This is a genomic window from Psychromonas sp. (assembly GCF_041586535.1).
GTDB lineage: Bacteria > Pseudomonadota > Gammaproteobacteria > Enterobacterales > Psychromonadaceae > Psychromonas.
The window spans coordinates 12,714-36,215 of record NZ_JBFGZY010000019.1; the positions used below are offsets into that span (position 1 = coordinate 12,714).

24 protein-coding genes are annotated in these 23,502 nt (G+C 41.9%); 6 read left to right on the top strand and 18 right to left on the bottom strand.

The annotated features are described in order from the left end of the window. Positions 1 to 109: 109 nt before the first annotated feature. Positions 110 to 505: a GNAT family N-acetyltransferase gene (locus tag ABZA00_RS03700; protein ID WP_372880798.1), complete on the top strand. Its 396-nt coding sequence runs from the start codon at positions 110 to 112 to the stop codon at positions 503 to 505. A 66-nt stretch (positions 506 to 571) separates the two neighbouring features. On the opposite strand, the gene ABZA00_RS03705 is transcribed toward ABZA00_RS03700, so the two are convergent. The 15 genes from ABZA00_RS03705 to gspC all read right to left on the bottom strand — a co-directional run bounded on the left by ABZA00_RS03705 (position 572) and on the right by gspC (position 15,266). After that, positions 572 to 1,921 (bottom strand): MATE family efflux transporter, encoded by a 1,350-nt coding sequence (locus ABZA00_RS03705; RefSeq protein ID WP_372880799.1) that lies wholly within the window; start codon positions 1,919 to 1,921, stop codon positions 572 to 574. A gap of 128 nt (positions 1,922 to 2,049) precedes the next feature. After that, positions 2,050 to 2,691: an SCO family protein gene (locus tag ABZA00_RS03710; RefSeq protein ID WP_372880800.1), complete on the bottom strand. Its 642-nt coding sequence runs from the start codon at positions 2,689 to 2,691 to the stop codon at positions 2,050 to 2,052. 160 nt (positions 2,692 to 2,851) lie between these two features. Continuing rightward, complete coding sequence (gene lexA / locus ABZA00_RS03715; RefSeq protein ID WP_372880801.1) at positions 2,852 to 3,481, bottom strand: transcriptional repressor LexA; 630 nt, start codon at positions 3,479 to 3,481, stop codon at positions 2,852 to 2,854. Positions 3,482 to 3,668: 187 nt separating this feature from the next. After that, positions 3,669 to 4,421, bottom strand: a complete 753-nt coding sequence (locus ABZA00_RS03720) for a type II secretion system protein N (protein WP_372880802.1) — start codon at positions 4,419 to 4,421, stop codon at positions 3,669 to 3,671. Positions 4,422 to 4,707: 286 nt separating this feature from the next. Then, positions 4,708 to 5,187, bottom strand: a complete 480-nt coding sequence (locus tag ABZA00_RS03725; protein ID WP_372880803.1) for a type II secretion system protein M — start codon at positions 5,185 to 5,187, stop codon at positions 4,708 to 4,710. Positions 5,188 to 5,189: 2 nt separating this feature from the next. Next, complete coding sequence (gspL, locus tag ABZA00_RS03730) at positions 5,190 to 6,401, bottom strand: type II secretion system protein GspL (protein WP_372880804.1); 1,212 nt, start codon at positions 6,399 to 6,401, stop codon at positions 5,190 to 5,192. Between the two features lie 66 nt (positions 6,402 to 6,467). Continuing rightward, positions 6,468 to 7,451 (bottom strand): type II secretion system minor pseudopilin GspK, encoded by a 984-nt coding sequence (gene gspK / locus ABZA00_RS03735; protein WP_372880805.1) that lies wholly within the window; start codon positions 7,449 to 7,451, stop codon positions 6,468 to 6,470. Beyond that, a complete protein-coding gene (gene gspJ / locus ABZA00_RS03740) occupies positions 7,451 to 8,086 on the bottom strand; it encodes a type II secretion system minor pseudopilin GspJ (RefSeq protein ID WP_372880806.1) in 636 nt (211 codons plus the stop codon). The genes gspK and gspJ overlap by 1 nt, the downstream gene beginning before the upstream one ends. After that, positions 8,073 to 8,459, bottom strand: coding sequence for a type II secretion system minor pseudopilin GspI (gspI, locus tag ABZA00_RS03745; RefSeq protein WP_372880807.1), 387 nt, complete (start codon positions 8,457 to 8,459; stop codon positions 8,073 to 8,075). Before gspI ends, gspJ begins: the two co-directional genes overlap by 14 nt. Beyond that, the gene (gspH, locus tag ABZA00_RS03750; RefSeq protein WP_372880808.1) at positions 8,456 to 9,055 is read right to left on the bottom strand and encodes a type II secretion system minor pseudopilin GspH; all 600 of its coding nucleotides are present in this window, start codon (positions 9,053 to 9,055) and stop codon (positions 8,456 to 8,458) included. Before gspH ends, gspI begins: the two co-directional genes overlap by 4 nt. Before the next feature lie 11 nt (positions 9,056 to 9,066). Further along, a complete protein-coding gene (gspG, locus tag ABZA00_RS03755) occupies positions 9,067 to 9,504 on the bottom strand; it encodes a type II secretion system major pseudopilin GspG (protein ID WP_372880821.1) in 438 nt (145 codons plus the stop codon). A 69-nt stretch (positions 9,505 to 9,573) separates the two neighbouring features. Beyond that, a complete protein-coding gene (gspF, locus tag ABZA00_RS03760; RefSeq protein ID WP_372880809.1) occupies positions 9,574 to 10,788 on the bottom strand; it encodes a type II secretion system inner membrane protein GspF in 1,215 nt (404 codons plus the stop codon). A gap of 1 nt (position 10,789) precedes the next feature. Further along, positions 10,790 to 12,322: a type II secretion system ATPase GspE gene (gene gspE / locus ABZA00_RS03765; protein ID WP_372880810.1), complete on the bottom strand. Its 1,533-nt coding sequence runs from the start codon at positions 12,320 to 12,322 to the stop codon at positions 10,790 to 10,792. Then, on the bottom strand, positions 12,322 to 14,304 hold the full coding sequence (gene gspD / locus ABZA00_RS03770) for a type II secretion system secretin GspD (protein ID WP_372880811.1): 1,983 nt from the start codon (positions 14,302 to 14,304) through the stop codon (positions 12,322 to 12,324). The genes gspE and gspD overlap by 1 nt, the downstream gene beginning before the upstream one ends. Before the next feature lie 101 nt (positions 14,305 to 14,405). Then, positions 14,406 to 15,266, bottom strand: a complete 861-nt coding sequence (gspC, locus tag ABZA00_RS03775) for a type II secretion system protein GspC (RefSeq protein WP_372880812.1) — start codon at positions 15,264 to 15,266, stop codon at positions 14,406 to 14,408. Positions 15,267 to 15,595: 329 nt separating this feature from the next. Here gspC and hslR point away from each other — a divergent pair, with 329 nt between their 5' ends. From hslR to ABZA00_RS03795, 4 genes are all read left to right on the top strand, one after another. Next, positions 15,596 to 16,000 carry a ribosome-associated heat shock protein Hsp15 gene (gene hslR, locus ABZA00_RS03780; RefSeq protein ID WP_372880813.1) on the top strand — a complete coding sequence of 135 codons (405 nt, stop codon included), beginning with the start codon at positions 15,596 to 15,598 and terminating at the stop codon, positions 15,998 to 16,000. Between the two features lie 68 nt (positions 16,001 to 16,068). After that, positions 16,069 to 16,929, top strand: coding sequence for an Hsp33 family molecular chaperone HslO (gene hslO / locus ABZA00_RS03785; RefSeq protein ID WP_372880814.1), 861 nt, complete (start codon positions 16,069 to 16,071; stop codon positions 16,927 to 16,929). Positions 16,930 to 17,452: 523 nt separating this feature from the next. Beyond that, positions 17,453 to 19,084 (top strand): phosphoenolpyruvate carboxykinase (ATP), encoded by a 1,632-nt coding sequence (gene pckA, locus ABZA00_RS03790; protein ID WP_372880815.1) that lies wholly within the window; start codon positions 17,453 to 17,455, stop codon positions 19,082 to 19,084. Between the two features lie 101 nt (positions 19,085 to 19,185). Further along, positions 19,186 to 19,350: a hypothetical protein gene (locus ABZA00_RS03795; protein WP_372880816.1), complete on the top strand. Its 165-nt coding sequence runs from the start codon at positions 19,186 to 19,188 to the stop codon at positions 19,348 to 19,350. 71 nt (positions 19,351 to 19,421) lie between these two features. On the opposite strand, the gene ABZA00_RS03800 is transcribed toward ABZA00_RS03795, so the two are convergent. Next, positions 19,422 to 20,513, bottom strand: a complete 1,092-nt coding sequence (locus tag ABZA00_RS03800) for a hypothetical protein (protein ID WP_372880817.1) — start codon at positions 20,511 to 20,513, stop codon at positions 19,422 to 19,424. Between the two features lie 185 nt (positions 20,514 to 20,698). Here ABZA00_RS03800 and ABZA00_RS03805 point away from each other — a divergent pair, with 185 nt between their 5' ends. Then, positions 20,699 to 21,694 carry a 2-hydroxyacid dehydrogenase gene (locus ABZA00_RS03805; protein WP_372880818.1) on the top strand — a complete coding sequence of 332 codons (996 nt, stop codon included), beginning with the start codon at positions 20,699 to 20,701 and terminating at the stop codon, positions 21,692 to 21,694. Positions 21,695 to 21,910: 216 nt separating this feature from the next. Here ABZA00_RS03805 and ABZA00_RS03810 read toward each other — a convergent pair whose 3' ends face one another. After that, a complete protein-coding gene (locus tag ABZA00_RS03810; RefSeq protein ID WP_372880819.1) occupies positions 21,911 to 22,450 on the bottom strand; it encodes an MltR family transcriptional regulator in 540 nt (179 codons plus the stop codon). 56 nt (positions 22,451 to 22,506) lie between these two features. Next, on the bottom strand, positions 22,507 to 23,502 hold a 996-nt coding region (locus ABZA00_RS03815; protein WP_372880820.1), incomplete at its 5' end, for a mannitol-1-phosphate 5-dehydrogenase.

The following is a 23,502-nucleotide window of genomic DNA, read 5'->3' on the forward strand; positions in this document are numbered from 1 at the left end:
CTATTCCCGTTCGTTAATAAAGGAGCCCGTGGGTATTTCCTTCTGGCTTTTTTACTTTGAGAGTACTGTACTCCTATGATAGTTACATTCCCCCCTCAGATCGGATCCAATGGGGGGAGGTCAGGACCTCTCTGCCTTTGCAAAGCAAAATCTCATTCAAACATTATTAAAGCGTAATGATATTTTTATTGTATTAATATTTGCAGAAGATAAACCCGCTGCATTGTTAACTGCAATAGAAGGGTTTTCCACATTTGCCTGCAGACCCCTGTTTAATATCCACGATGTTGTCGTCTATCAGGGTTTCCGCGGACAGGGGCTGACAACATTGTTATTCAATAAGGTAGAAGAGATCGCAAGATCCCGTAATTGCTGCAAAATCACCCTTGAAGTACTTGAGGGGAACCACGTTGCAAGAAATGCCTACAGTAAGTTAGGCTATGCGGATTATGTGCTGGATCCGCAATTTGGCGGCGCTATGTTTTGGACTAAATCATTATCTTAAAAGCTGAAATACCGAGGGTGCATGTTAAACAGGTATCTCCGATTAACATCCTTCCTGATAATTATCTTAGATTGCTATTAATTGCCCCCTTTTATTAAGGCGGGCATAGATCCATGCCAGGCTTACCCCCCGCGCCAGCATAAAGGCATTCATAGCTATCCATAAAGCGTGGTTGCCTTGTTCTGAAAATATTAACCAAACTGGAAAGTAGACAACTAAGAGAGAAAAAATAAGGCTGTTACGCATCTCTTTTGCGCGCGTCATTCCGATAAAAGCACCATCAAAAATAAAACCCAATACCGAGGTAATGGGGATAATGACTAACCAGGGCAGATAATTAAAAGCCTGCATCTGCACACTTGTGATCGAGGTGATCTGCACAATAATCCACTGGCCGTACAAATAGAATAAAAAAAGCTGCGCAGAGCTAAAAATCAACGCCCAAAACAGAGTAACATAAACACTTTCTTTAAACTTTGTTAAACAACGACTGCCAATATTTTTACCTACTAAGGCTTCTGCTGCGTAGGCAAGACCATCCATAGAAAATGAGATAAGCAATAAAAAATGCATTAGAACAGAATTGGCAGAAACAATATCATCTCCTAATTTAACCCCCTGTATGGTCATAAATGCAAAGGTCGCCTGAATGCACAGCGTGCGAATAAATATATCGCGATTCAATAAAATAAATTGTTTAAGCGATTTAAAATCCGTAAGCTGTTTGCTTAATTTTAGGAAATCGCCCTGTTTATAAAAAGGATTAAGGATTCTCTTAACCAGCAATAGTCCGCACAATAAAGCAATATAATCGGCTAACAGAGATGCCCATGCGACTCCCGCGACCCCCCAATCAAAATAAACTACAAATAACAGATCTAAGCCAATATTGATGGCATTAGCGATAATCAGTAAAAACATTGGAACTTTCGCATTTTGCACACCAAGAAGCCAGCCGAAAAGCGCCATATTCATCAGAGCAGCAGGAGCGCTCCAAATGCGGATATTAAAATATAGATCAGCGTATAAAAGAACCTGCCCACTACCGTCAACAAATTTTAACGCCAACATCAGTAGGGGTGTCTGTAAGATTAAAATACCTGCAGCTAACAATAATGCCACAAAAATAGCTTGTAATAACAAGCGTATAATTTGCTCATGGTCGCCAGCCCCGTAGGCTTGAGCAACCAGGCCGGTGGTCGACATTCTTAAAAAGCCAAGCATCCAGAAGATCAGGGTGACAACCATCGAGCCGACCGCCACACCCGCCAGATAGTAAGATTCCGGCATATGTCCAATAACGGCTGTATCAACAAGGCCAAGTAAGGGCACGCTGATATTGGAAATCATCATCGGTAGTGCAATGGCGAAGACTTTCTGGTGGGTAGTAAAATTTAAAAGGAGGGATTTTATCATGGTAAAAAATGCTCCATGTCAAACATGCTTATGTCCTTATATCATGGTCAACTCATTAATATTCCGATCATATTTTGAAAACAGATAAATACTGCTGTAGTGAGCCTTTAGTTTTTATTGTAGCGGCACTATTGATACCAGTTCTTATAAATTTGGTGGATATTTTCTACCATTAAGTCCATCTTCACATTAAAAATACCATCGTCATTCATTTCCGATTGAAAAGAGGCATGATGCTCACCTTTGGGATTAATTAACACAATGGAAGCACTGTGATCCACCAAATAGTAGGGCTCACCAACACCCTGATCAACAATGCTATAGATTAATCCCAAATTTTGAACAAAAGGCCATAACTGTTTATGTGTACTGGTCACACCAATAAATTCTGAATTGAAATAATGTACATATTCCGCTAATTGCTCTGCTTTATCACGATTTGGATCAACTGAGACAAATACAATTTGTATGTTGCGATAGGGGGCTGCTGTTAATTTTGAGTAAACACGGTCAAGTTGCGACAAGGTCGTTGGGCATATATCCGGACAAAAAGTATAACCAATAAAAAAAAGAGTCCATTTATCTTTTAGTTCATTGTTAGTAAAGTTTTTACTGCCCGCTACATCAAAGGAAAAATCAACTAAGCTTTTCCCCTCCGGAAACATAATAAGCGACTCATTCTTACTCAACTTATTTTCAAACTGCGCACGGCCTAATAGAAAAGAAGCTAACAGAAAGGCCGGAATGATAAGCAATAAGATTTTTTTCATTTTTCAATCCAAGGAAATTAAAATCATTCTGTGTAACATAGAATAAAAATAAAGATAAGATTGCCATAAGTATCATCAATTGCTTAACTGTACTGTCAATCGGTAATATTATCTGATCTATCTCACCTGATTACAGAAGCTATTAACCTGTGCGCAGTGATTACATCCAATCGGCGGTCCGAATAACGCCAACAGCTATCCCTTCAATATCAAAAGCCTGATATTCCAAATTCACTTTAATCGGTTCAAATAGACTGTTTTCCGCTTTTAAAGTTACTTGACGGCCCTCACGATAAAAACGTTTTACTGTCACATCATCTTCAACGCGTGCAACAACAACCTGCCCATTCTTGATATCTTGTGTTTTATGCACGGCCAGCAGATCACCGTCCATGATACCGATATCTTTCATGCTTTCACCTTGTACACGCAGCAAAAAATCAGCGCTAGGGTGGAATAAGACAGGGTCCACATCATAATAATTTTCGATATTTTCCTGAGCCAAAATAGGCTCACCTGCAGCGACCTTCCCGATAAGTGGTAATCCCTCTTCAAGGGGTTTTTCATTGGTTTTATATTCACCGAGAATACGAATTCCACGAGATGTGCCCGATAAAATTTCAATCGCACCTTTACGCGCCAGAGCCTTCAGATGTTCCTCTGCCGCATTCGCACTGCGAAAGCCAAGGATTTTCGCCAGTTCAACTCGTGTAGGAGGCATACCGGTTGTTGCCATCTGCTCTTTGATCACATCCAAGACTTCACTTTGACGCTTGGTTAACTCTTTCATACTTTCATCTCCACACCAAATAAAACTGTAAACATAGACAGTGTATATCCATACAGAAAGTTAATCCAGCTACAATAGCCAGTTTTTAAAAATGCAAGAAACAGTAAGTACTTACAAACACCTCTGGATCAGATAGCCACTTTGTTTTTAATCGTGGCGGATAAGTAACGTTATGTTCTAAAAAGCACTATAAACGGCCATTAAAGTTTAACAAAGTAGCACCAGTGGAATCTTTTGGACCTATCCAGTTCAAAGCCTGCCTGATATCAGGGTTAAGTTTATCACTGGCGTTAATCGTCCCTTGTAGCTTATACAGCCCACCTTTTTGTAATAACGCGCTGATATTACTGCTTATCTGTTCTGATTGTTGCTTTATAAATGCAACCGGCTCACCATTCTCACAGCTTAAATTAATATTTGTTGTGGCCAAATCCACGTCACCAACTTGACTGCTGATCCGGGCATTTTCCCAGTTCACAAAACCATCTAACGTAGCGCAATATGGATCACCTAGGGTGGCATCTTTTACTGTTATTGCTATGTCACCGGAGGCTTCAATCGGCACAGGTAAATCAACATATGAAAGCAACTGTGCGGCACTTAAGTCAAGCTTCAGGTTTTCAACTCCCTTCCCCCAAAAACCAGATTTCACAATACCCTCACCGGACATGGCATTACGGCCATTATTAAATTTAACATGCAGTTTAACCTGTAAAGTAGTGAGTGCTGACCAATCCAGACCCCATGAAACCCGCTCAAAATTGTGCTCTTTATTATAAGTTAACAGTGCAGCCTCACCTTGCCACGCGTAACCGGACACACCGGCAATTTTCAATCCGGCACTTTGAGGTATAAAGCGTGTTAATGTACTCGCCGGTAACGTTATCATTAGCGAAAACAGGTAAAGAAAGAAAAATAATACAATTAACTTTATTTTCATGGCAGCAGGATCTCATTGTTACGATTAAAGAAAACTATTTAGGGTCTGTTGACTTTTCGCGGTTAATTTTGTTTCGAAATAAAAGCATTTTGAGCGCGGCGAGGAGGGTGCCGCCGAGTGATCTAAGCAAATACCTCCCAACAAGCACCGCCGCTTCGGACGCGCTTGTTGGTACCTTCTACTGCGTTATCGTCTGTTTATATAGAGTAACTACACTGCACAGGCTCTACTTTGTATAAAGAACCAATAAACTGCTGAAAAAACAATCTCGAAAGATTAACAGCCCCTAATAACTAAGAAACAGGCGGTTTACCTTGATATAGCCTTGCGCATCTGTTTTTGAGATATCAGCATTGATCACTGACACAGAATATTTTTCACTTAGAACTGATAACCAAGTGATAAAAAGATTAAATTCAACATTATTAATAAGCACTTCAACCTGCTCGTTGCGATTAACAATTCGCGAAAAAACAATATCATTTTGCCGGGCGGTTACATTAACAATTTGAGTTAAATTTTGCTTTTGACTAACTGCCTTCTCCCCCCCGGCACCGGCTCTTACCAGCACCGTGGCGCGCTCTTGCGTTGTCGATAATACTTCCTGTGCACGCTGTAATTGATTTTCACTTGTTTCGAGATTAGCTGACAATGGCTGCCACATTCCCCAATAAATTACCGCGACTAATATAAAAAAGATTGAAACTGACACTAGCCTTTGTTCTCTCTCACTAATGCTTTCCCACCAGCTGTTAAAGCGTTCCACTATTATTTACTCCTTACCGTGAGCGTACCGCTAACACCACTTTGGCTATTATTCAAAGCCCCCTGCTCGGCGCTTAAATGTGCCGGGAGTGTTGCGCTAAATTTTTCAAATGCCTGAAAACTCGAAGCAGTAACCGCAATTTGTAGCTCTTGTTTTTTACCGTCATACTTCAAATTATTAATTCTAAAGTCTTTCTGTACAGTAATTGCCGGAGAAAGGTCATTGAGCATAGATAAAAAACCAACTCCTCCCGCATCGCCTTTGAGGTTAGCCATCATTCCTTCAAGTTTATTATTGATACGCGCGTATGGTAATTGGCTCTCCCGCGGGAAGGCCTGTCGATAAAGCGTTTCAACCTGTTCCTTAATTATCGCCGTTTGTGACTCAACCTTTAAAGTTTGAGTGTATATACTGAGCATTGATACAAGTAACAATATAACCGCGATCATGGCCGGCACTCGCCACTTTTCAATATATTGATTCGCGTCTTTTGACTGTTTAAATTCATCTGTCAGTATGTTTACCTTATTGTTTTGGGTTCCAATAGCGAGCAGTTCCATGGGTAAAACAGGGTCAAGGTTGATCCATTGGCCAACTGAATTTTCCAATACCGGGCTGTAACTATCTATCTGAGGAATGGAATCCTGATCAGCGCAGTTTTTTAATTTACTTTCTAAGATGACCTCGAGCATGGACAACTCACAACTCCAGGCAATATTTTCAGTTTCTCTTATTAACCACGATTCTCCAAGCTGCACCGCTTGCCAATGTCCATCTTCAGATAGCGGTAATGCTAAACCTTCAGGAATAAACTGCTTACATTTGATTTGAGCATCTTCCAACCACTCCAGCCAGAGGTGCATTTTTTGCTTATCACAAATAGCCACATAGACAAGGTCAGTCTCTTTAGCCAGCACACTAAAATGCAGTTTTTCTACATCAGAGGCGAGTTCTTCTTCAATTAAATAAGGCAATGCCTGCTGCATCTGGCGATTAAAAACGCCTGTTATAGCCACTTTTTTAAGCGCAACATCAACACCGGGCAGCAGACATATTACCCTGCGCTGCAATGCTTTTTCGGTCAGCAAATTCAATTGTTCGGCATTATCCACCTCACCCGAAGCTATAATTTCATTTTCACTATCAGACCATATAAGCCAATGATTTTTTTGTGAAGCACTGCTTGCCAAGCGAATTATTAAACGTTCATTCACCAGATTTCTCCATCTTGAATTGCAAATTTACACTTTGCCGGCCTAGTTTAATCTTAGTCATTAAATTCATTTAATACCGCCTGATTGGTAACGGATAACTTCGGCTTTTTTTGCATTCACCTGAAAGGTTAAATCCACGGCAAGTAAACGATCTTCAAAAGCTGCAATACTGGTTAGTTGAAAAAAATCACTGCTAACACTGATTTGTGCTTTCAGCGGTGCCGTAATGGTCACCCCCTGAAAGATGTTCATGGCAAAAAACTCATCAGCATTTGCCCAGCCACTGGTTGGTCTGTCCTGCAGCAAACTATTAAAATCATCAAGACTAATATTCAGCTCGTCTTTAAATAAAGCATATAATATTTCAACTTGTTCAATATCTACCGTATTAACATTTATTTTTTGTTCCCGGCTTGGAATAGCGCATAAATAAGGCTCTATTTTTTCATATGTTTTTGGGCCAACGCCCTGCACACTGCGCAACTCACTGATATCAGTCATTAAATTATTAGCCGTCAAATGAGCAACATCCCTTGCCTGATAATAGCTATCTTCAGCACCAAGGGCGGCATCACTACTGTCATTTTCATCAATCCAATCGCGGGTCGATTCGGCAATCATCTGTGCTCCATACTCACTCACCCCGAGCACTTCCAATAGATTTTGAAATTGCCGCAAAGGCAATGCGGGAATTCCACCCTGATCTGCAACCGCCATTGTATTAATATTAAAACAGCTACGTAAATCTCTGATCCGTCCGGCAATTTGACCATTTTCTAAAGGAAAAACCATATTCGGGGTGGCCCACATCTGATCCAGGCTCACCACACTGCTATCGGAAAAATTCTCATCTAAAATCTTTTTTCCCAACTGCGCAGATGCCTGGCCATACCAGTACACCTTTTGTGAGAAAGTTAAACCTTCCGTGCGTTTTAAACTGAGCGTCAAACGACCTGTCATTGTCGCTGCGATAGTGACCATAATAGCTAAGATCATTAATACGGTAATCAATGCAACACCACGTTGCTGCTTATAGTACAATGCAGTCATTATTCAACCACCTCACCCGAGGAGACTAAAAAAACACGGCGGATATCGGCAAAATGTTTACTGGTAAAATTAATTTCGATTCCCTCAGGCAGTTTTTCTGCTGACGACCAACTGCTTTTCCAGCCATTATCCCAGAAACGAAAACTTAATTGCTCAATATCCTTTAATAACACTTGGGTTTCAGGTTCCTGACCTGCAATGGTATCAGGGTAGAGAAAATACAACCGCTGCAGTTGCCCGTCCCGGAGTACGTACCTGACGCGTACAATATTTGAGCGGGGCAATAATCCTAAGGGATTAGCCCAACCGAGCCGGTTAAATTCAATCCCCTGATCCTGTGAAGAAAAGATCTCCTTACCGCTAGTGAGAGCACGCAAATCCTCTTTATCGCGCCCCTCCTGGCGTGATTTTCGAGCGACCATCTGGGTAAAATCCTGCTCAATAATAAGCATTGCACGCTGCAGCTCTGTTAAACGTTCACTGTGTGTTTTACTTATTTCTCCGCTGCGTAATACCCCCTGCAATACCTGGTAGGCGGCTAAACTTAACAGCGTAAAGATCATGATCGCTACCAGTACTTCCAGCAGGGTAAAGCCTTTTCCTGATTTTTTACCTGCACTATTATGATTTGGCAATGTAGGTCCTAAGGTAAGCTAAAGCTTTACCATCTTTTTTATCGCTTACCTCGACATCCAATGCTTTAAAATTATTATCACCGGTAGCAACACTTTGGTAACGCGAATACCAGGTGCTACCAGCAAAATCAACACTCTCTTCCTGCCAGGTTTCCGATGGCCATTGCTTCTGCAGCTTCAGCTCGACCAAACTATTACTGGCAATCCATAATGCAAAGGTTTTATCCTGCAAATAGGTTTGGTTATTGATTGCACCGGAAGCTGCATTCATCACAGCGAGCCCTGCCGTGGATAAAATGACTAATGCCAGCAGAACCTCGAGTAAGGTCATACCGGTATATTTACGTATAAGCGGATGTTTTATTTTGTTCATTCGGCGCTCAACTCAGTGATAGAAATACTGCCGTTCATCGAAACAGAAACTGTAACAGACTGTTTTTCTGAAACATTATCAACATCTGTAAAGACCAGTGTGAAAGGGGAAACTTCTCCGCTGGACATCACATAAACTTGTGGCTTTAAGCTTTGCTGGCGGTCTTCATCAATATCAACTCGTTCCTGTTCCTCAATAAAGCTGTCTTGCTCCTGATTGTTAATCTCTCCCCAGACTGAATCAGACAGGCTATATTCAATATTAATCGACTCTGGCAATTGAATTTTCCCCTGTTTTCCCCCCACGACGGCAGCAAACCAGAGTTGTTTTTCATAATTATAAACAGCAAATTGATAACTGTTTTTTTCAATGACCAGTGCAAGTTCATTGCCTGAAATAAGCGCTTCATCTTCAGCAAATTGTAATATGCTCGCAAAACGCTGTGCCTGCCAGCCGACATTATTTTCAGAGGTTAAATTACCAGGCAGTGTCATAACAACCGTAAGTGATGCCATGCCTATTACTAACACCACCAGCATCACTTCAAGTAAGGTGAAACCACTTTGCCGGCTATGATTTAACAACTTTTTATACACGAACGAAACGCTTATTGACCATCTAAGTTCCAGTTGCCGAGATCATCATCGGAGCCCTCTTCGCCGTCTGGACCGACTGAAAAAACATCAATTGCTCCCTGTTCTCCGGGGCTGATTAACACATAATCATTTCCCCATGGATCCTGCGGAAGGCGTCTAATGTAGCCTCCGTCACGGTAATTTCGCGGTGTTGGATCGCCGCTTGGCTCTGACACTAATGCATCCAGCCCCTGATCCGTAGAGGGGTAATTACTGTTATCCAAGCGATACATATCTAACGCATTTTCTAATGCGATCACATCTGATACTACTTTTTGACGATCCGCTTTATCTTTATTACCCATCAAATTAGGCACAACCAGGGAAGCTAATATGCCTAATATGACGATAACCACCATAATCTCAAGCAAGGTAAAACCTTGTTGTTTGTTCTCTGCTTTACTGTTTATCACTATCTTGCTCCTAAACTTTGTTATTTAATTTTAAGCTCTGTGCTCGTTTTACTAATATTATTTTAATTAACCCGACACCATATTATTCAACTGTAATATCGGCTGTAATATTGCCATGACGATAAATAAAACGATACCTGCCATTGAGATCACCAGCGCGGGTTCAAAAATACCCAGTGCGATTGTTACCTGTGCGGCAAACTGTTTGTCCTGATTATCAGCAGATCGTTCAAGCATATTACCAAGTTCTCCGCTGCGCTCCCCACTTATTATCATATGCAGCATCATCGGGGGAAATAGTTTTGTACTGTCTAAGGCACGTCCCAGACTTGTCCCCTCGCGGACGCGCTCTGTCGCTTCCCCTACTTTTAGGCGGATAAACTGGTTACTGAGTACATTTCCGGCTATCGACATTGCCTCTAATAACGGCACTGCGCTGCTATTTAAGATACTCAAGGTCCGTGCAAAGCGGGCTGTATTAAGTTCGTTGGCAACACGGCCAATAACCGGGAGATTAAGCAGCTTCTGATCGAATAACAACTGGTTTTTCGGTTTTTTAAGTAAGCGTTTGACAATCATCAGCGCTGCAACAATAACAATCACAAAATATAAACCGTAACTATTTACAGCATCACTGGCGGCAATCAGAAACTTGGTCGAGGCCGGTAAATCGGCCTGCATATGTTCAAACTGCCCGACGACCTGAGGTACGACGGAGGTTAATAAAATGACCACAACAGAAATAGCAACTAATGTTAATACCAGCGGATAAATCAGCGCCTGCATCATTTTGCTTTTCATCTCCTGGCGTTGTTCTGCGTAGTCTGCTAAACGCTCCAGAACCTTATCAAGGTGCCCGGATTTTTCACCGGCGGCAACCATTGAGCAGAACAGGTTATCAAAAATCAACGGAAATGCGCGCATACTGTCAGCCAGACTATGTCCTTCCAGAACACCGCCCCGAACCGCTGCAATCATTGCTTTTATTTTAGGTTTATCACACTGCTCAGCCACTGCATGTAAGCATTCTTCAATAGGAATGGCAGATGCAACCAAAGTTGATAATTGCCGTGTAATTAAGGCTAAGTCAGCTGTTTTTATTTTATGGCTGAATAAAGTTGCCCCGCTTTTGGACGACTTATTACTAACCACCTCAACTTCGAGCGGGATTAAGCCGGAAGCGCGTAACTGTTGGCGCAATAAACGCGCCGAATCAGCTTCCGTCGTGCCCTTTGTCTGCTTTCCCCGGTCATCAATTGCTTTGTAAGTAAATGTTGCCACATTAATCCTCTCTGCTTACGCGAAGAATCTCTTCCAATGTGGTTATTCCCGCTAAGACTTTTGCTAAACCATCATCACGAATACTGGGGGTATGTTGACGAATTGATTTTTCCACAGCCTGCTCTCCCGCACCGGAATGGATTAATTCGCGAACATCTTCGTCAACCACCACCAGTTCATGAATACCGGTACGCCCTCTGTATCCACTTTGATTACAGACAGCACAGCCCACTGCGCGATAGATAATCGCATCGTCATTTGCCGGCAAACCTAAAATCTGATTTTCCTGTGTTGTTGTTTTATGCGGCTGTTTACAGCTCGGACATAAACGCCTTACCAGCCGTTGCGCAAGCACTCCCAACAAACTCGAAGATAGAAGAAAGGGTTCTATTCCCATGTCACGTAAACGTGTTACTGCACCTAAGGCCGTATTGGTATGCAGAGTTGATAAAACCAGATGGCCGGTCAAACTAGCTTGTACAGCTATCTGCGCCGTTTCCAGGTCACGAATTTCCCCAATCATAACCACATCGGGATCCTGGCGCAGAATCGCGCGCAAACCGCGGGCAAATGTCATATCTACTTTTGTATTTACCTGAGTTTGGCCAATGCCATCAATAGCATATTCAATCGGATCTTCAACGGTGAGAATATTACGGTCTGTGGAATTTATCTCTAATAAACCGGCATACAGGGTGGTGCTTTTACCCGACCCCGTCGGTCCTGTGACCAGAATGATACCATGGGGTTTATGGATAAGTTCTCTGATCCGCTGGTGGTTTTTTTCTGTCATCCCCAAGGTTGCAAGATCCAACTTAATGGCATTTTTATCTAATAAACGTAATACCACCCGTTCGCCATGACTGGAAGGCATGGTTGAAACACGCACATCCACCGCCCGCCCGCCAATACGGATGGAAATACGGCCATCCTGGGGCAAGCGTTTTTCGGCAATATCCAGTTTCGCCATAACTTTTATACGGGAAACCAACAGGTTAGCCAACTTACGCTGCGGTTTGAGTATTTCTCGCAAAACCCCATCAATACGAAAACGTATCACCAGACTGTTTTCAAAGGTTTCGATGTGAATATCAGAGGCTTCATCTTTAATGGCCTCACCCAGCATAGCGTTAATTAACTTAATTATCGGGGCATCATCCTGTGTTTCTAATAAATCTTCATCCTTGGGTAACTCTTCCGCCAGAGTGAAAAAGTTATCACTGCCGATATCTTCCATTAATTGCTGCGCCTGCGAAGAGGAAGATTGATAAGCAATGGTTACCAACTGTTCAAAGCGCTCTTTATTTACCTGCTGCAGGGTAAACTCACACCCAATGGCGCGACGGACTTCAAGTATTAACTCAGCAGCGGGCACTTTTTTAAAACAAAGCTGAACCTTTTTCTCATCGTAAAAAATAACTAATTCATGTTTTTTCGAAAACTGAAAAGGCAGTTGTCCGCCAGGCGTAACCTCAATAAAATCAGGATCCTCTATCTGTGCCGTCTGCAAAACTTCATGCTCAAGCGTGGTCATTATTGCACTCCCTTGCTATTGCTACCACGGTAGATAATCTGCCCTTCTGACTCGGTGAAATAATCAGGGTTTATTTCCTGGCTTTTCCCCCATTCCGGCAGCACAGGCGGAACGGCATTAGGCATTAAATCTATACCGTCATCACGCTGTCCCTGCTGAATGGCACGAATTAAGCTGTACTTACGCATACTGAGATCCATCATGGTTTGATCATCACGGATAATAGTGGCGCGCAGAAAGATCATCAGGTTACGTTTTTCCGTCGTACTACTAGTGGAACGGAACAGGTGGCCTAACAGGGGAATATCACCCAATAAAGGCACTTTTTGAACCGACTCCTGCACTTCGTCATTTATCAGGCCACCAATGACTATGGTTTCACCTGATTTTGCCAATACAGTTGTTTTCACCGAGCGTGTTGCAAAAATAACATCCACTGCAGAAGTATCATTTGTTATATTTGAGACTTCCTGTTCAATAATCATCTGTACGGAGTCCCCTTCATTGATCTGCGGTGTCACGGTTAATTTAGTACCAATCTCTTTCCGCTCAATGGTGGTAAAGGGATTATCGTTACTGGAACTGGAAGTCGATCCTGTTAACACAGGTACCTCATCACCAACCACAAAACTCGCTTCCTGATTATCCAGGGTTGTAATACTCGGCGTCGCTAAGATATTGGAGCTGGTCGCAGTACTTAATGCCTGCAGGACAACCCCCCAGTCAGAACTGATAAAGCCGGCGATCCCCCCGGAAATCTGGCTGATTGCTGAAACAGCGTCATCTTCATCCAGCGAACCGGCATAAATTTCTCCCACGCTTACGCCATTATCCTGAAATTGCGAACCGCCACTAAGCGTACCGCCACTAAGCGCACCCCATTGAACATTGAGGTTAATACCATCACCTTCAGCAACTTCAACAATGATCGCTTCAACTAAGACCTGCGCCCTGCGGATATCTAACTGCCGGATAATACTGGTCAATGATGACATCAACGCCGGTTGAGCCGAAATAACGATGGCGTTAGTCCCTTCATGCGCTTCGATGCTCAACTCCGCAGTAGGCGCCCCTGATTTTGCCGAGCTTTCCGGGGCACCAAGACTGCTGCTGACCCCTTTTAATACATCAACAACCTCTTGCGCATTGGCATATTTAAGGTAAAAAACCCGGGTATTCCCCTGATTGAGTAACTCATCATCTAAAGATTTAACCAATTTCACAATACGCGCACGGGTTTTAGGTTCTCCGCTGATAATAAGTGAGTTAGTACGTTCATCCGCCACTAATCGAGGCTCTAACACACTGGATGAAGAACTTTTTGAACTACTTGAAGATTTTTGAATGGAATTGACGATATTCACCATCTCTAATGCGCTGGCAAATTTAAGTTTAACGATATCAACTTCCTGGTCACCCGCTTTATCAACCCGGTTGACAATCTCCACCAAGCGATTAACAACCGCTGCCCGCCCGGTTATCATCAGTACATTAGACGGATCGTAATGGACAACGTTTCCGCCCCCTGCGTTATCATTTAATTGGCGTAATAGAGGTGCCAGCTCCCGTACTGAGACATTGGTTACGGGAACAACCCGAGTCACCATCAAATCGCCGGTATGGGATCTGCCATCATCAACAACCGGGATAGCAGATGTTTTAGCATCCTTGGATTTAATCACTTTGATTATGCCGTTGTCCATTTCAACAATGGCGAAACCATAAACCTCCAACACATTTAAGAAAAACTGATAATATTGCTTTTCATTCAATAAATCGTAACTGCGTACGTTGATACTGCCACGCACAGTGGGATCTAAAATAATCGTTTTATTTAAATTTTTACCAACGATATTAATAAACTCATTAATATCCGCATTTTTAAAACTGGCCGAATATTCGGTTGCAGATGTACTGCCCGCGAAACCAGCCCAAAAAAGACACAAACTAAAAATTAATGGCTTAGATAACTTTTTTTTCATCCAGAAATCGTTCATCTTGATTAAAACTCCAAATTTATATTTTAATTTTAGACTGGCTATTTATTATCTAAAATAATGATTGTCATCATAATACGCTTAAACTATGGAATACTCAGATAAAGATCATATAACTGTCCTTCACGGTCAACGGTTAAACTAATCTCTGTCATCGTTGGAAATTCTTTTAATAAAGACATTGACTCTGCCATATCAGTCAGATCAATACCATTTAACTCAATAACTAAATCTCCGTTCTCTAGACCGGCCTGTTCGAATAAAGCAGGATCTTTACCGGGGTTGACACGGTAGCCTTTTATTTCACCATCCTCTCGTACCGGAGAAATATTAATGTAATTAGTTAGCTTGCTGGGATCTTTTAATAATTCATCACGGTTCAAGTCAACCGGAGTAGGCTGGTTGCTGCCACCATTTTCAGTCCTGCTGACTGGTTGACGGGACTGCAGGTTTTGCTGTTGAACATCTGCCTCAAGGCCATCCAGCATTAAAATCCGGTAGACCCCATTCTCATCAAGAACAATACGATCCGGATAAATTTCCTGAACAGAAGCACTGGTGCCTTCTATCTTAGAATCAATAAAATAGCTATCCTGTTTACCTTTGTAGGAAATAATAGCGCTTGAATAGAAGGGATCTGAAGCCGCAACCACACCAACCAAAGTCAAATTTAATGTTGTTTTACCCATAACCTCGGGCACCGGAGTTTTTTTAGGCAGCGTATCAGGTTTTACACTTTGTCCAAAAAGGTTTAGTGCTTTTAGCGTAGCCAGATCCGTGCTGCCGGCACTATTTTCCAGCTCGGTTTCAGGTGCAACCCATTCTACTGCCGATTTTTCAGCAGGTAATAAAGACCAAGTGAATAAAGCAAGTTGGTATGCCAATAAAGCACTCAAAATGATCGCTATGGTATTTGGCAGCTTTTGCAAAAAAATAGTTAACGGCACTTAAAAGATCCTGTTTTTATATAGCTTATTGATATACAGCTATTATTCTAAAATAAAACTGTTGCGATAGCTCGTAACTTCTTTATTTATAAGGAACGGTTTGTTTATCGCCCGATATCATTATTGATTCCCATTGATTATAGCTAAAATCCAAGATTGACCTCTATTTCAGAGATCAAATAACTCCTAAAGTGTGAATAAGAAAAGAACACAAAGCAAATATTAACATTATTTAAACAAGTGATTGTTTATTTACAGGCCTGTGCAAAAAAGTCATGGTGAAAAACACTTATTTGTTATACTCAACTTTTATCACTGAAGGTTGAAAAATGACAGATAAAAAAATTCGTTTAGATAAATGGTTGTGGGCCGCACGTTTTTATAAAACCCGCAGCATAGCACGCGATATGATTCAGGGCGGTAAAGTGCATTACAACGGGCAACGCGGCAAAGCGAGCAAGGTTGTCGAGCTTGGGGCGATATTATCAATCCGTCAGGGAGATATGATCAAACAAGTCGTCGTGGAAGCATTAGCAGATCAACGCCGTGCGGCGCCAATTGCAGAAACCTTATACAAAGAAACAGCAGAAAGTATAAAAAAACGCGAAGAATACCAAACATTGCGTAAACTAAGCCTGCAAAATGCACCGCATCCGGATCGCAAACCAAATAAAAAACAACGCCGAGAGTTAATTCAGGCTAAAGCGCAACGTAACTCTGCTAATTATGATTAAGCTTAAATCAAAACACTCGGCCTGATGCGCATCATACAAAAAGAACTTTAACAGAGAGTAAAAATACCATGACTGACCAATTACAACGCTTTATTTTTGAAGACTACCAAATTCGCGGTGAGATTGCCCAAGCCCACAACAGCTTTAACGAAATTATTAAAAAACATGATTACAGCCTTGAGGTAGCGAATCTTCTTGGCGAATTATTAATCGCTACCAGCCTGATTACCGCAACATTAAAGTTTGCCGGTAAAATAACCGTACAACTACAAGGTGATGGTCCGTTAAGTTTAGCGGTGATCAATGCCAATCAAGATCAGGAATTGCGCGGTACCGCGCGTGTTGATGGTGAAACAGCGGGGCTGTCTTTTAAAGATCTCATTGGTAAAGGACATTTGATGATCACTATTTCTCCTGAAGCCGGTGAACGCTATCAGGGTATTGTCGCCTTAGATAAAGCTTCATTAAGTGAATGTTTAGAAGATTATTTTATCCAGTCTGAACAGTTAGCAACGCGTATTATTTTACATGCCAGCAGCCAAAACAAAGCACAAGCCGCGGGGTTATTATTACAAACCTTACCTGCTGTAGGTCAAAACGATGAACAAGAATTTCAACATGTTTCAGCATTAGCCTCTACCGTGCAAGAAGAGGAATTATATAGCCTCGCCAATGACGAATTATTATATCGCTTATACCACCAGGAAAAAGTGCGCTTATTTGAGGCGCAACCAATCAGCTTTAAATGCAGCTGCTCAAAAGATCGCTGCTTAGCATCACTAGCATCAATTACGCCGGAAGAGATCCTGGAAATGCTAAAAGAGCAAGGCAGCATCGAGATGCACTGTGAATATTGCGGCAGCAATTACCACTTTGAAAAAGACGATCTGCAAATATTATTAAATGGCGATCATCCCCTAAAACACTAACTCTTTATTAGGGTCTGTTGACCTTTCGCTGTTAATTTTTGTTCGGGATAAAAGCGTTTTAATCACGAAGCGGGGGGTGTAGCTTAGTCATTCTAAGTAAACTCCTCGCAACAAAGAGTAAAACGCTTTTAGCCAAACCCTCCGGGCAGCGTTGGTCGCTCCTTTCTACTGCGTTATCGGCTGCTTATGTAGAATAACTACACCACACAGCCTCTGCCTTGTATAAAGAACCTACAAACTGCTGCAAAAACAATCCCGAAAGCTCAGCACGTCCGGACAAAAGAAGAATAACTTTCCAGATTAAAGCGCAGCTTTAATAAACAGAAATCCCTGACCCTTCACATTCTTGATATAAATGCTCTATTTTTTTTATAAAAATAGCTTGTTATTTGAACTGGATCTCTCCAAGCAACCTCCGAATATTTTACTCTGTGAACATGATTTTTATCCACTTTACAGGCGAGAGTATATCCGCTGAAATCATTTCTAACCATTTTATTAAACTACTTAAGGGAAACTGAATATGACCATGACCAACACATTTTCTGCTGAAAAATTAAGTAAGTACGGTATCAAAAATGTTTCTGAAGTTATCTACAACCCAAGTTATGAAAAGCTATTTGACGAGGAGATGTCAGAACATTTGCAAGGTTTTGAAAAATGCACAGTCACTTCCAGCGGTACCGTTGCCGTTGATACCGGAATTTTTACCGGACGCTCACCCAAAGATAAATATATTGTAAAAGATGATACAACCCGCGATACGATTTGGTGGAGTGATCAGGGGAAAAATGATAACAAAGCAATCGATCAGGAAACCTGGGATTATTTAAAACAGATAGTAACAAAAGATCTTTCCAATCGACGCCTCTTTGTTATCGATGCGTTTTGTGGTGCCAACGAGAACTCCCGATTAAAAGTACGCTTTATAATGGAAGTTGCCTGGCAGGCACATTTTGTGACCAATATGTTTATTCGCCCTACTCAGGATGAACTGGTTGATTTTGAGCCTGATTTCGTTGTTATGAATGGTTCTAAAACCACCAATCCGGAGTGGAAGTCACACGGATTAAACTCGGAAAACTTTGTTGCCTTCAATTTAACAGAAAAGATTCAGGTAATAGGCGGAACCTGGTACGGTGGGGAGATGAAAAAAGGGTTATTCTCGGTGATGAATTACCTGCTGCCGCTTAAAGGTATGGCTTCTATGCACTGCTCAGCCAATGTCGGTGAAGCAGGCGATACCGCCATTTTCTTCGGCTTATCCGGCACCGGCAAAACCACCCTTTCCACGGATTCCAGACGCAAATTAATTGGTGATGACGAACATGGCTGGGACGATGATGGGGTATTTAACTTTGAAGGCGGCTGTTACGCGAAAACAATCCGCTTGAGTGCAGAAGCCGAGCCGGATATTTACCATGCGATTAAACGCGACGCACTGCTCGAAAATGTGGTTGTCGGTCCCGACGGCGTGGTTGATTATGATGATGCGAGTAAAACTGAAAATGCACGTGTTTCATATCCTATCGACCATATAAAAAACATTGTCAAACCCGTTTCAAAAGGTGGTCATGCACAAAAAGTGATTTTCTTAACCGCGGATGCTTTTGGTGTTCTGCCGCCAGTTTCCAAACTGACTAAAGAACAAACGCAGTATCACTTCTTATCAGGTTTCACGGCAAAACTTGCTGGCACTGAGCGTGGTATTACAGAGCCGACACCAACTTTCTCTGCTTGTTTCGGGGCTGCCTTTTTAACCCTGCATCCGACAAAATACGCAGAGCAGTTAGTGAAACGTATGGAAGCCTGCGGTGCTCAAGCGTATCTGGTAAATACCGGCTGGAATGGCACAGGTAAACGTATCTCAATCCAGGATACACGCGGCATTATCGATGCTATCCTGGACGGCTCGATTGAAAAAGCGGAAACTAAAATAGTACCGTACTTCAATCTTGAAGTACCATTAGCACTACCAAATGTTGATAGCGCTATTCTGGATCCGCGCAACACCTACGCAACACCGGCTGAATGGGAAGTAAAAGCAGAAGAGTTAGCGAACCTGTTTATTAAAAACTTTGCTCGTTATACCGATAAGCCTGAAGGTCTGGCGCTTGTTTCCGCAGGACCGCAGCTAACAGAAGCACTCGTTTAAGTTTTCGTCAAGCACCACTAAAGCCGGTTAAGCGATCAGCTTAACCGGCTTTTTATTCAAAATAGAAAAGCAAACAGAGTTATACCAATTCCGTTAATTAGATGATCTATTTAGGCGTAGGAAAAATGGATGAAAGCAAGGCATTGATTGCAGTAACCAGTTGTTCTAATTACACAAAATCGTATGGAACGATTTTGAACAGCTTTAGCTGGCCACAAAGTGGTGAAGAACAGGACGTTCTGAATCAAATCAATAACAAAGACTAAAACGTAGTTTTATGTCTGGCTAGCATTCATTTTAACAAGCATAAATGAATAGATAATTATCGGATTTGGTATTACAACTGCTTCATTAAATGCTCAGTTAATTGCTGGGCACCATCTTCACAAAGCCCGATTTGTGGATAATCCAGCCCCTCTAATTGCTCAATAATACCCCTTAAGATTGCTCTTTTTAGCTGCGATATTGAGACCTCAGCAAGAGGTACCCGAGATCTTAAAAAAGCGTTTAAAAAAGGGGTTTCCGGCCAGTCCGGGCGTTCGAGAGTAATGACCCTGACTTTCTGGTGGGCTGCGAGGACCGCTATTTCACAATAAGTACCGTATCCGGGTTTGGTTAAAATAAGATCACTGTTTGCCAGTAATTCTAAAAAAGGCATTTCCAGCTGGCTAAGCTGGCTCATATCGCCACGCAACTGATCTTCCTGCTGATCCACCAGCCAGTGCCATCCCTCGATACGCGGCCAGTTTTTTAGATCAAGTTGCATCGGTAAACCACCCAAAGCGATCAGCCCAATTTTTTTTACTGACGAGGGTAATTTATGCAATAACCGTAATGATGACTGTGCAGGGACATCACAGATACTGGCGATCTGTATTTCGTCTGCAGGGTTAAACGGTACCGATGGCAGCGGTTTGTAAATAAAATTAACCCGTTGATAAATAGAGGCCATTTTATCAAAAATCGATTTAGCCAGATTTTTTTCCGGTTCCAAAGGATCCAGACAATAAGCCTGATAGATTTGCGCCCAATTAAAAGGGGCAACCGATGCGGTAGGGATCTTCAGGGAGATGGCGGCAGCCAGGCTGATCGGAGAGATATTACTGATCAGACAATCTGGTTTAATTGCTTGTAAAATCTGTTTTTCCTGTTCAACTGCCTGATCCCAGTTATTGTATAAAGCCAGGTACTTGAGCGCACTCGCTTTACGATCAACCTCTATGGGGGAATGCATTAACATGCCAAAATCGTTACCTAGCGGAATTAACTTATATTCCCCCTTTATGCGGGACGATAAATAGGTCATGGGAAGCAAGCTGAGCACCGTAATTTTACTCTCCGGGTAGTTTTGTTTTATTTTGTTGATAACAGCACATGAAATAGCCCCATGACCAAAGCCGTGTGCAGTGATAGAAAAACAGAGATGCATAAAACGCCTTATTGTAAAAGTTCAGTAGAGAGGTGAGCCACTCGCAGTAGAATAATAAAAAAGTCTATGTTAATAATATCTCTACAGCTACTTTTTTAGTCAGAAAATAACGTGTTACATTCATGGTTTTGCCCGGTTAGCAAAAACTGTTGATATTATTTTTTTCCACATTAGGAACTACTATTATGAAAATTGCCATGTTCAGTACCCGCAGTTATGACATTCAACATTTTGACCCACTGTTTCCCCCTCAGCAGGAAGCAATACAAATAAACTATTTTGATACCCGCTTAGATATTCATACCAGTCAACTGGCTAATGGCTACGACGCGATCTGCGCATTTGTCAACGATGATTTATCCGGCCCCGTATTAACTGAACTCGCTCAACTTGGGGTTAAATTGATATTAATGCGCTGCGCCGGTTTTAATAATGTCGATTTACAGGTCAGTAAACAGTTAGGGCTGACTGTCATGCGCGTTCCGGCATACTCTCCGGAAGCCGTTGCCGAGCATGCTATCGCGTTAATGATGACCCTTAACAGACGGATTCATAAAGCTTATCAGCGTACCCGTGATGCTAATTTTTCATTGGAAGGATTGGTTGGGTTTAATATGTTCGGTAAAACTGTCGGGGTGATCGGCACGGGTAAAATAGGCATTGCGGCGATGCGTATTCTAAAAGGATTCGGCTGTAAGATATTAGCCTATGACCCCTACCCTTCAAATCAGGCTCTTGGACTGGGCGCGGAGTATGTCTCCTTAAATGAATTATTCACTCACAGTGATGCTATCACGCTGCATTGCCCGCTTACCGGGGATAATCGCCACCTGCTCAATGAAGAGTCTTTTGCGAAGATGAAAGATGGTGTGACGATCATTAACACCAGTCGCGGCGCTTTAATAAATGCTAAAGACTCAATAGAAGCTTTAAAACAGGGGAAAATTGGCGGATTGGGTTTAGATGTTTACGAAGAAGAAGATTCACTGTTTTTTAATGACCACTCCAGTGAGATTATCACCGATGATGTATTTCGCCGCTTATCTTCCTGCCACAACGTTATTTTTACCGGGCATCAGGCATTTTTAACCAAAGAGGCGTTAACCAGTATTGCGCAAACCACTTTGCATAACTTACAAAGTTTTGCATCGGGTAACCCTAACGGCAATGTAGTCAGTTAATTTGCATTACAAGCCATTATTCAATTAAGCGGAACCATGTCAAAAGAGCAATCCGCTTTATCATAAAATAGACTTTATGAATGAGGTGCGCAGCAAAGACTATCAGCAACTATCAGTCTGGCAATGATCTTAAGATTATGTGCAACGGTATAAAAGGCGTGACTTAATTGAATAAATGGTAGGTTTAATAAATCGTGAAGCGCTAATATCGAAGAGTTAACTTAGCGGCGTATCTTTATGCAGCTCTTTTATAATGTCAGTGATAGCTAAAATCAATGATGACTTGATGATATTTTTACTCTGCTCCAGTTTCATCTTCACGATATAATGAGAACTTTCTTCGGGTTGCTGCTCATACACACTGGGCGGCATAACACTGCTCATTGCTCTGATCGACTTTAAGCGCTCGAGAATTGACGGTGAGATAAACTCAATTGATTCTTTATCAGATCTTACAAACTCTTTTAATTCAATAAATGCTTCAATATCCTGATATGAGTCCTGCGATAACAACCCTAAGCCGTACAAGAGTTTTATTCTGATAGATAAATGCGCCAGTGGACCATCGCTACTGAGCAGGGGTTCAACGGCATATTTGACTGCATAATCATCTTTTCTGAAGACATTCTGAATAAGAATATCGACGGCATCTTCAAAGAGATCAAAACTGGCGGTAAAAAAATCATATGCTGTTGCTGCCTCAGAAAGCGTTTCTACAACATCAATATCAAATTTTAATCGGGTAAACTCAGACATAGCTTTTTCTAATAGAATGCATAAGTGCCGCAACAAGCGGCACTTGAATTAAGGGATTATTTCAGGCTTTGGTAAGCTTCTTCGACGAGTTTAACGGTTTCACTGTCAACAGCGAGGCCAGAGTAATGCGCCAATGTTTCTGCTAAGCCTTTTTCAGCAAACATAGCTTGTAACTCAACGGCTTGTGGATCATCATCATTTTTATATAAAAAGGCAGCTGCGATACCTTTAATTAAATGCGCATTGGGTAAACCATATTCTAATGTACCATTTAACGGTTTAATTAAACGATCATTTTCACTTAATTTACGGATTGGTTGGCGACCGACACGATCCACTTCATCACGTAAATACGGGTTGGCAAAACGACCCAATATTTTTTGAATATAAGCAGCATGCGCTTGTGGATCAAAACCGTAACGGCGGATTAAAACTTCACCACTTTCCTGCATTGCGGCAGTCACATCAGCGCGGATAGCAGGATCTTCAATGGCATCTTTAATCGTTTCGTGACCTGCAAGTACACCCAGGTAAGCAGTAATTAAATGACCGGTATTAAGAGTAAATAGTTTACGCTCAACAAAGGCCATTAAGTTATCAGTTTTTTCCATTCCGGGAATTTCCGGAATCTCACCTTTAAACTGGGTTTGATCCACAATCCATTCGCTAAAGGTTTCAACGGTTACTGCTAACGGATCGGTTTCACCCGCCTCGGCCGGCGGTACAATACGATCCACAGCAGAGTCAACAAAACCGATTGTCTGATCACTCTGTGCATGTAAAGACTCAGGTAAGTGCTTAAATACTTGTGCTTTTAATTGGCTGGTTCCACGCACCATATTTTCACAGGCGATAATGTTTAACGGCGCTTTGTTGCCGCTGTTTAAGCGCAGTTCGATAGCATCGGCAATCGTTTTTGAAATAATATTTAAAACCGTAGGGCCTACCGCAGTAGTCACCAAATCAGACTCTGCAATCAGTTTTACAATTGCCGGATCAGTTGAATTAATGGCCGTAACATTTTTTACTTTTTCAACGACACACTCAGCACC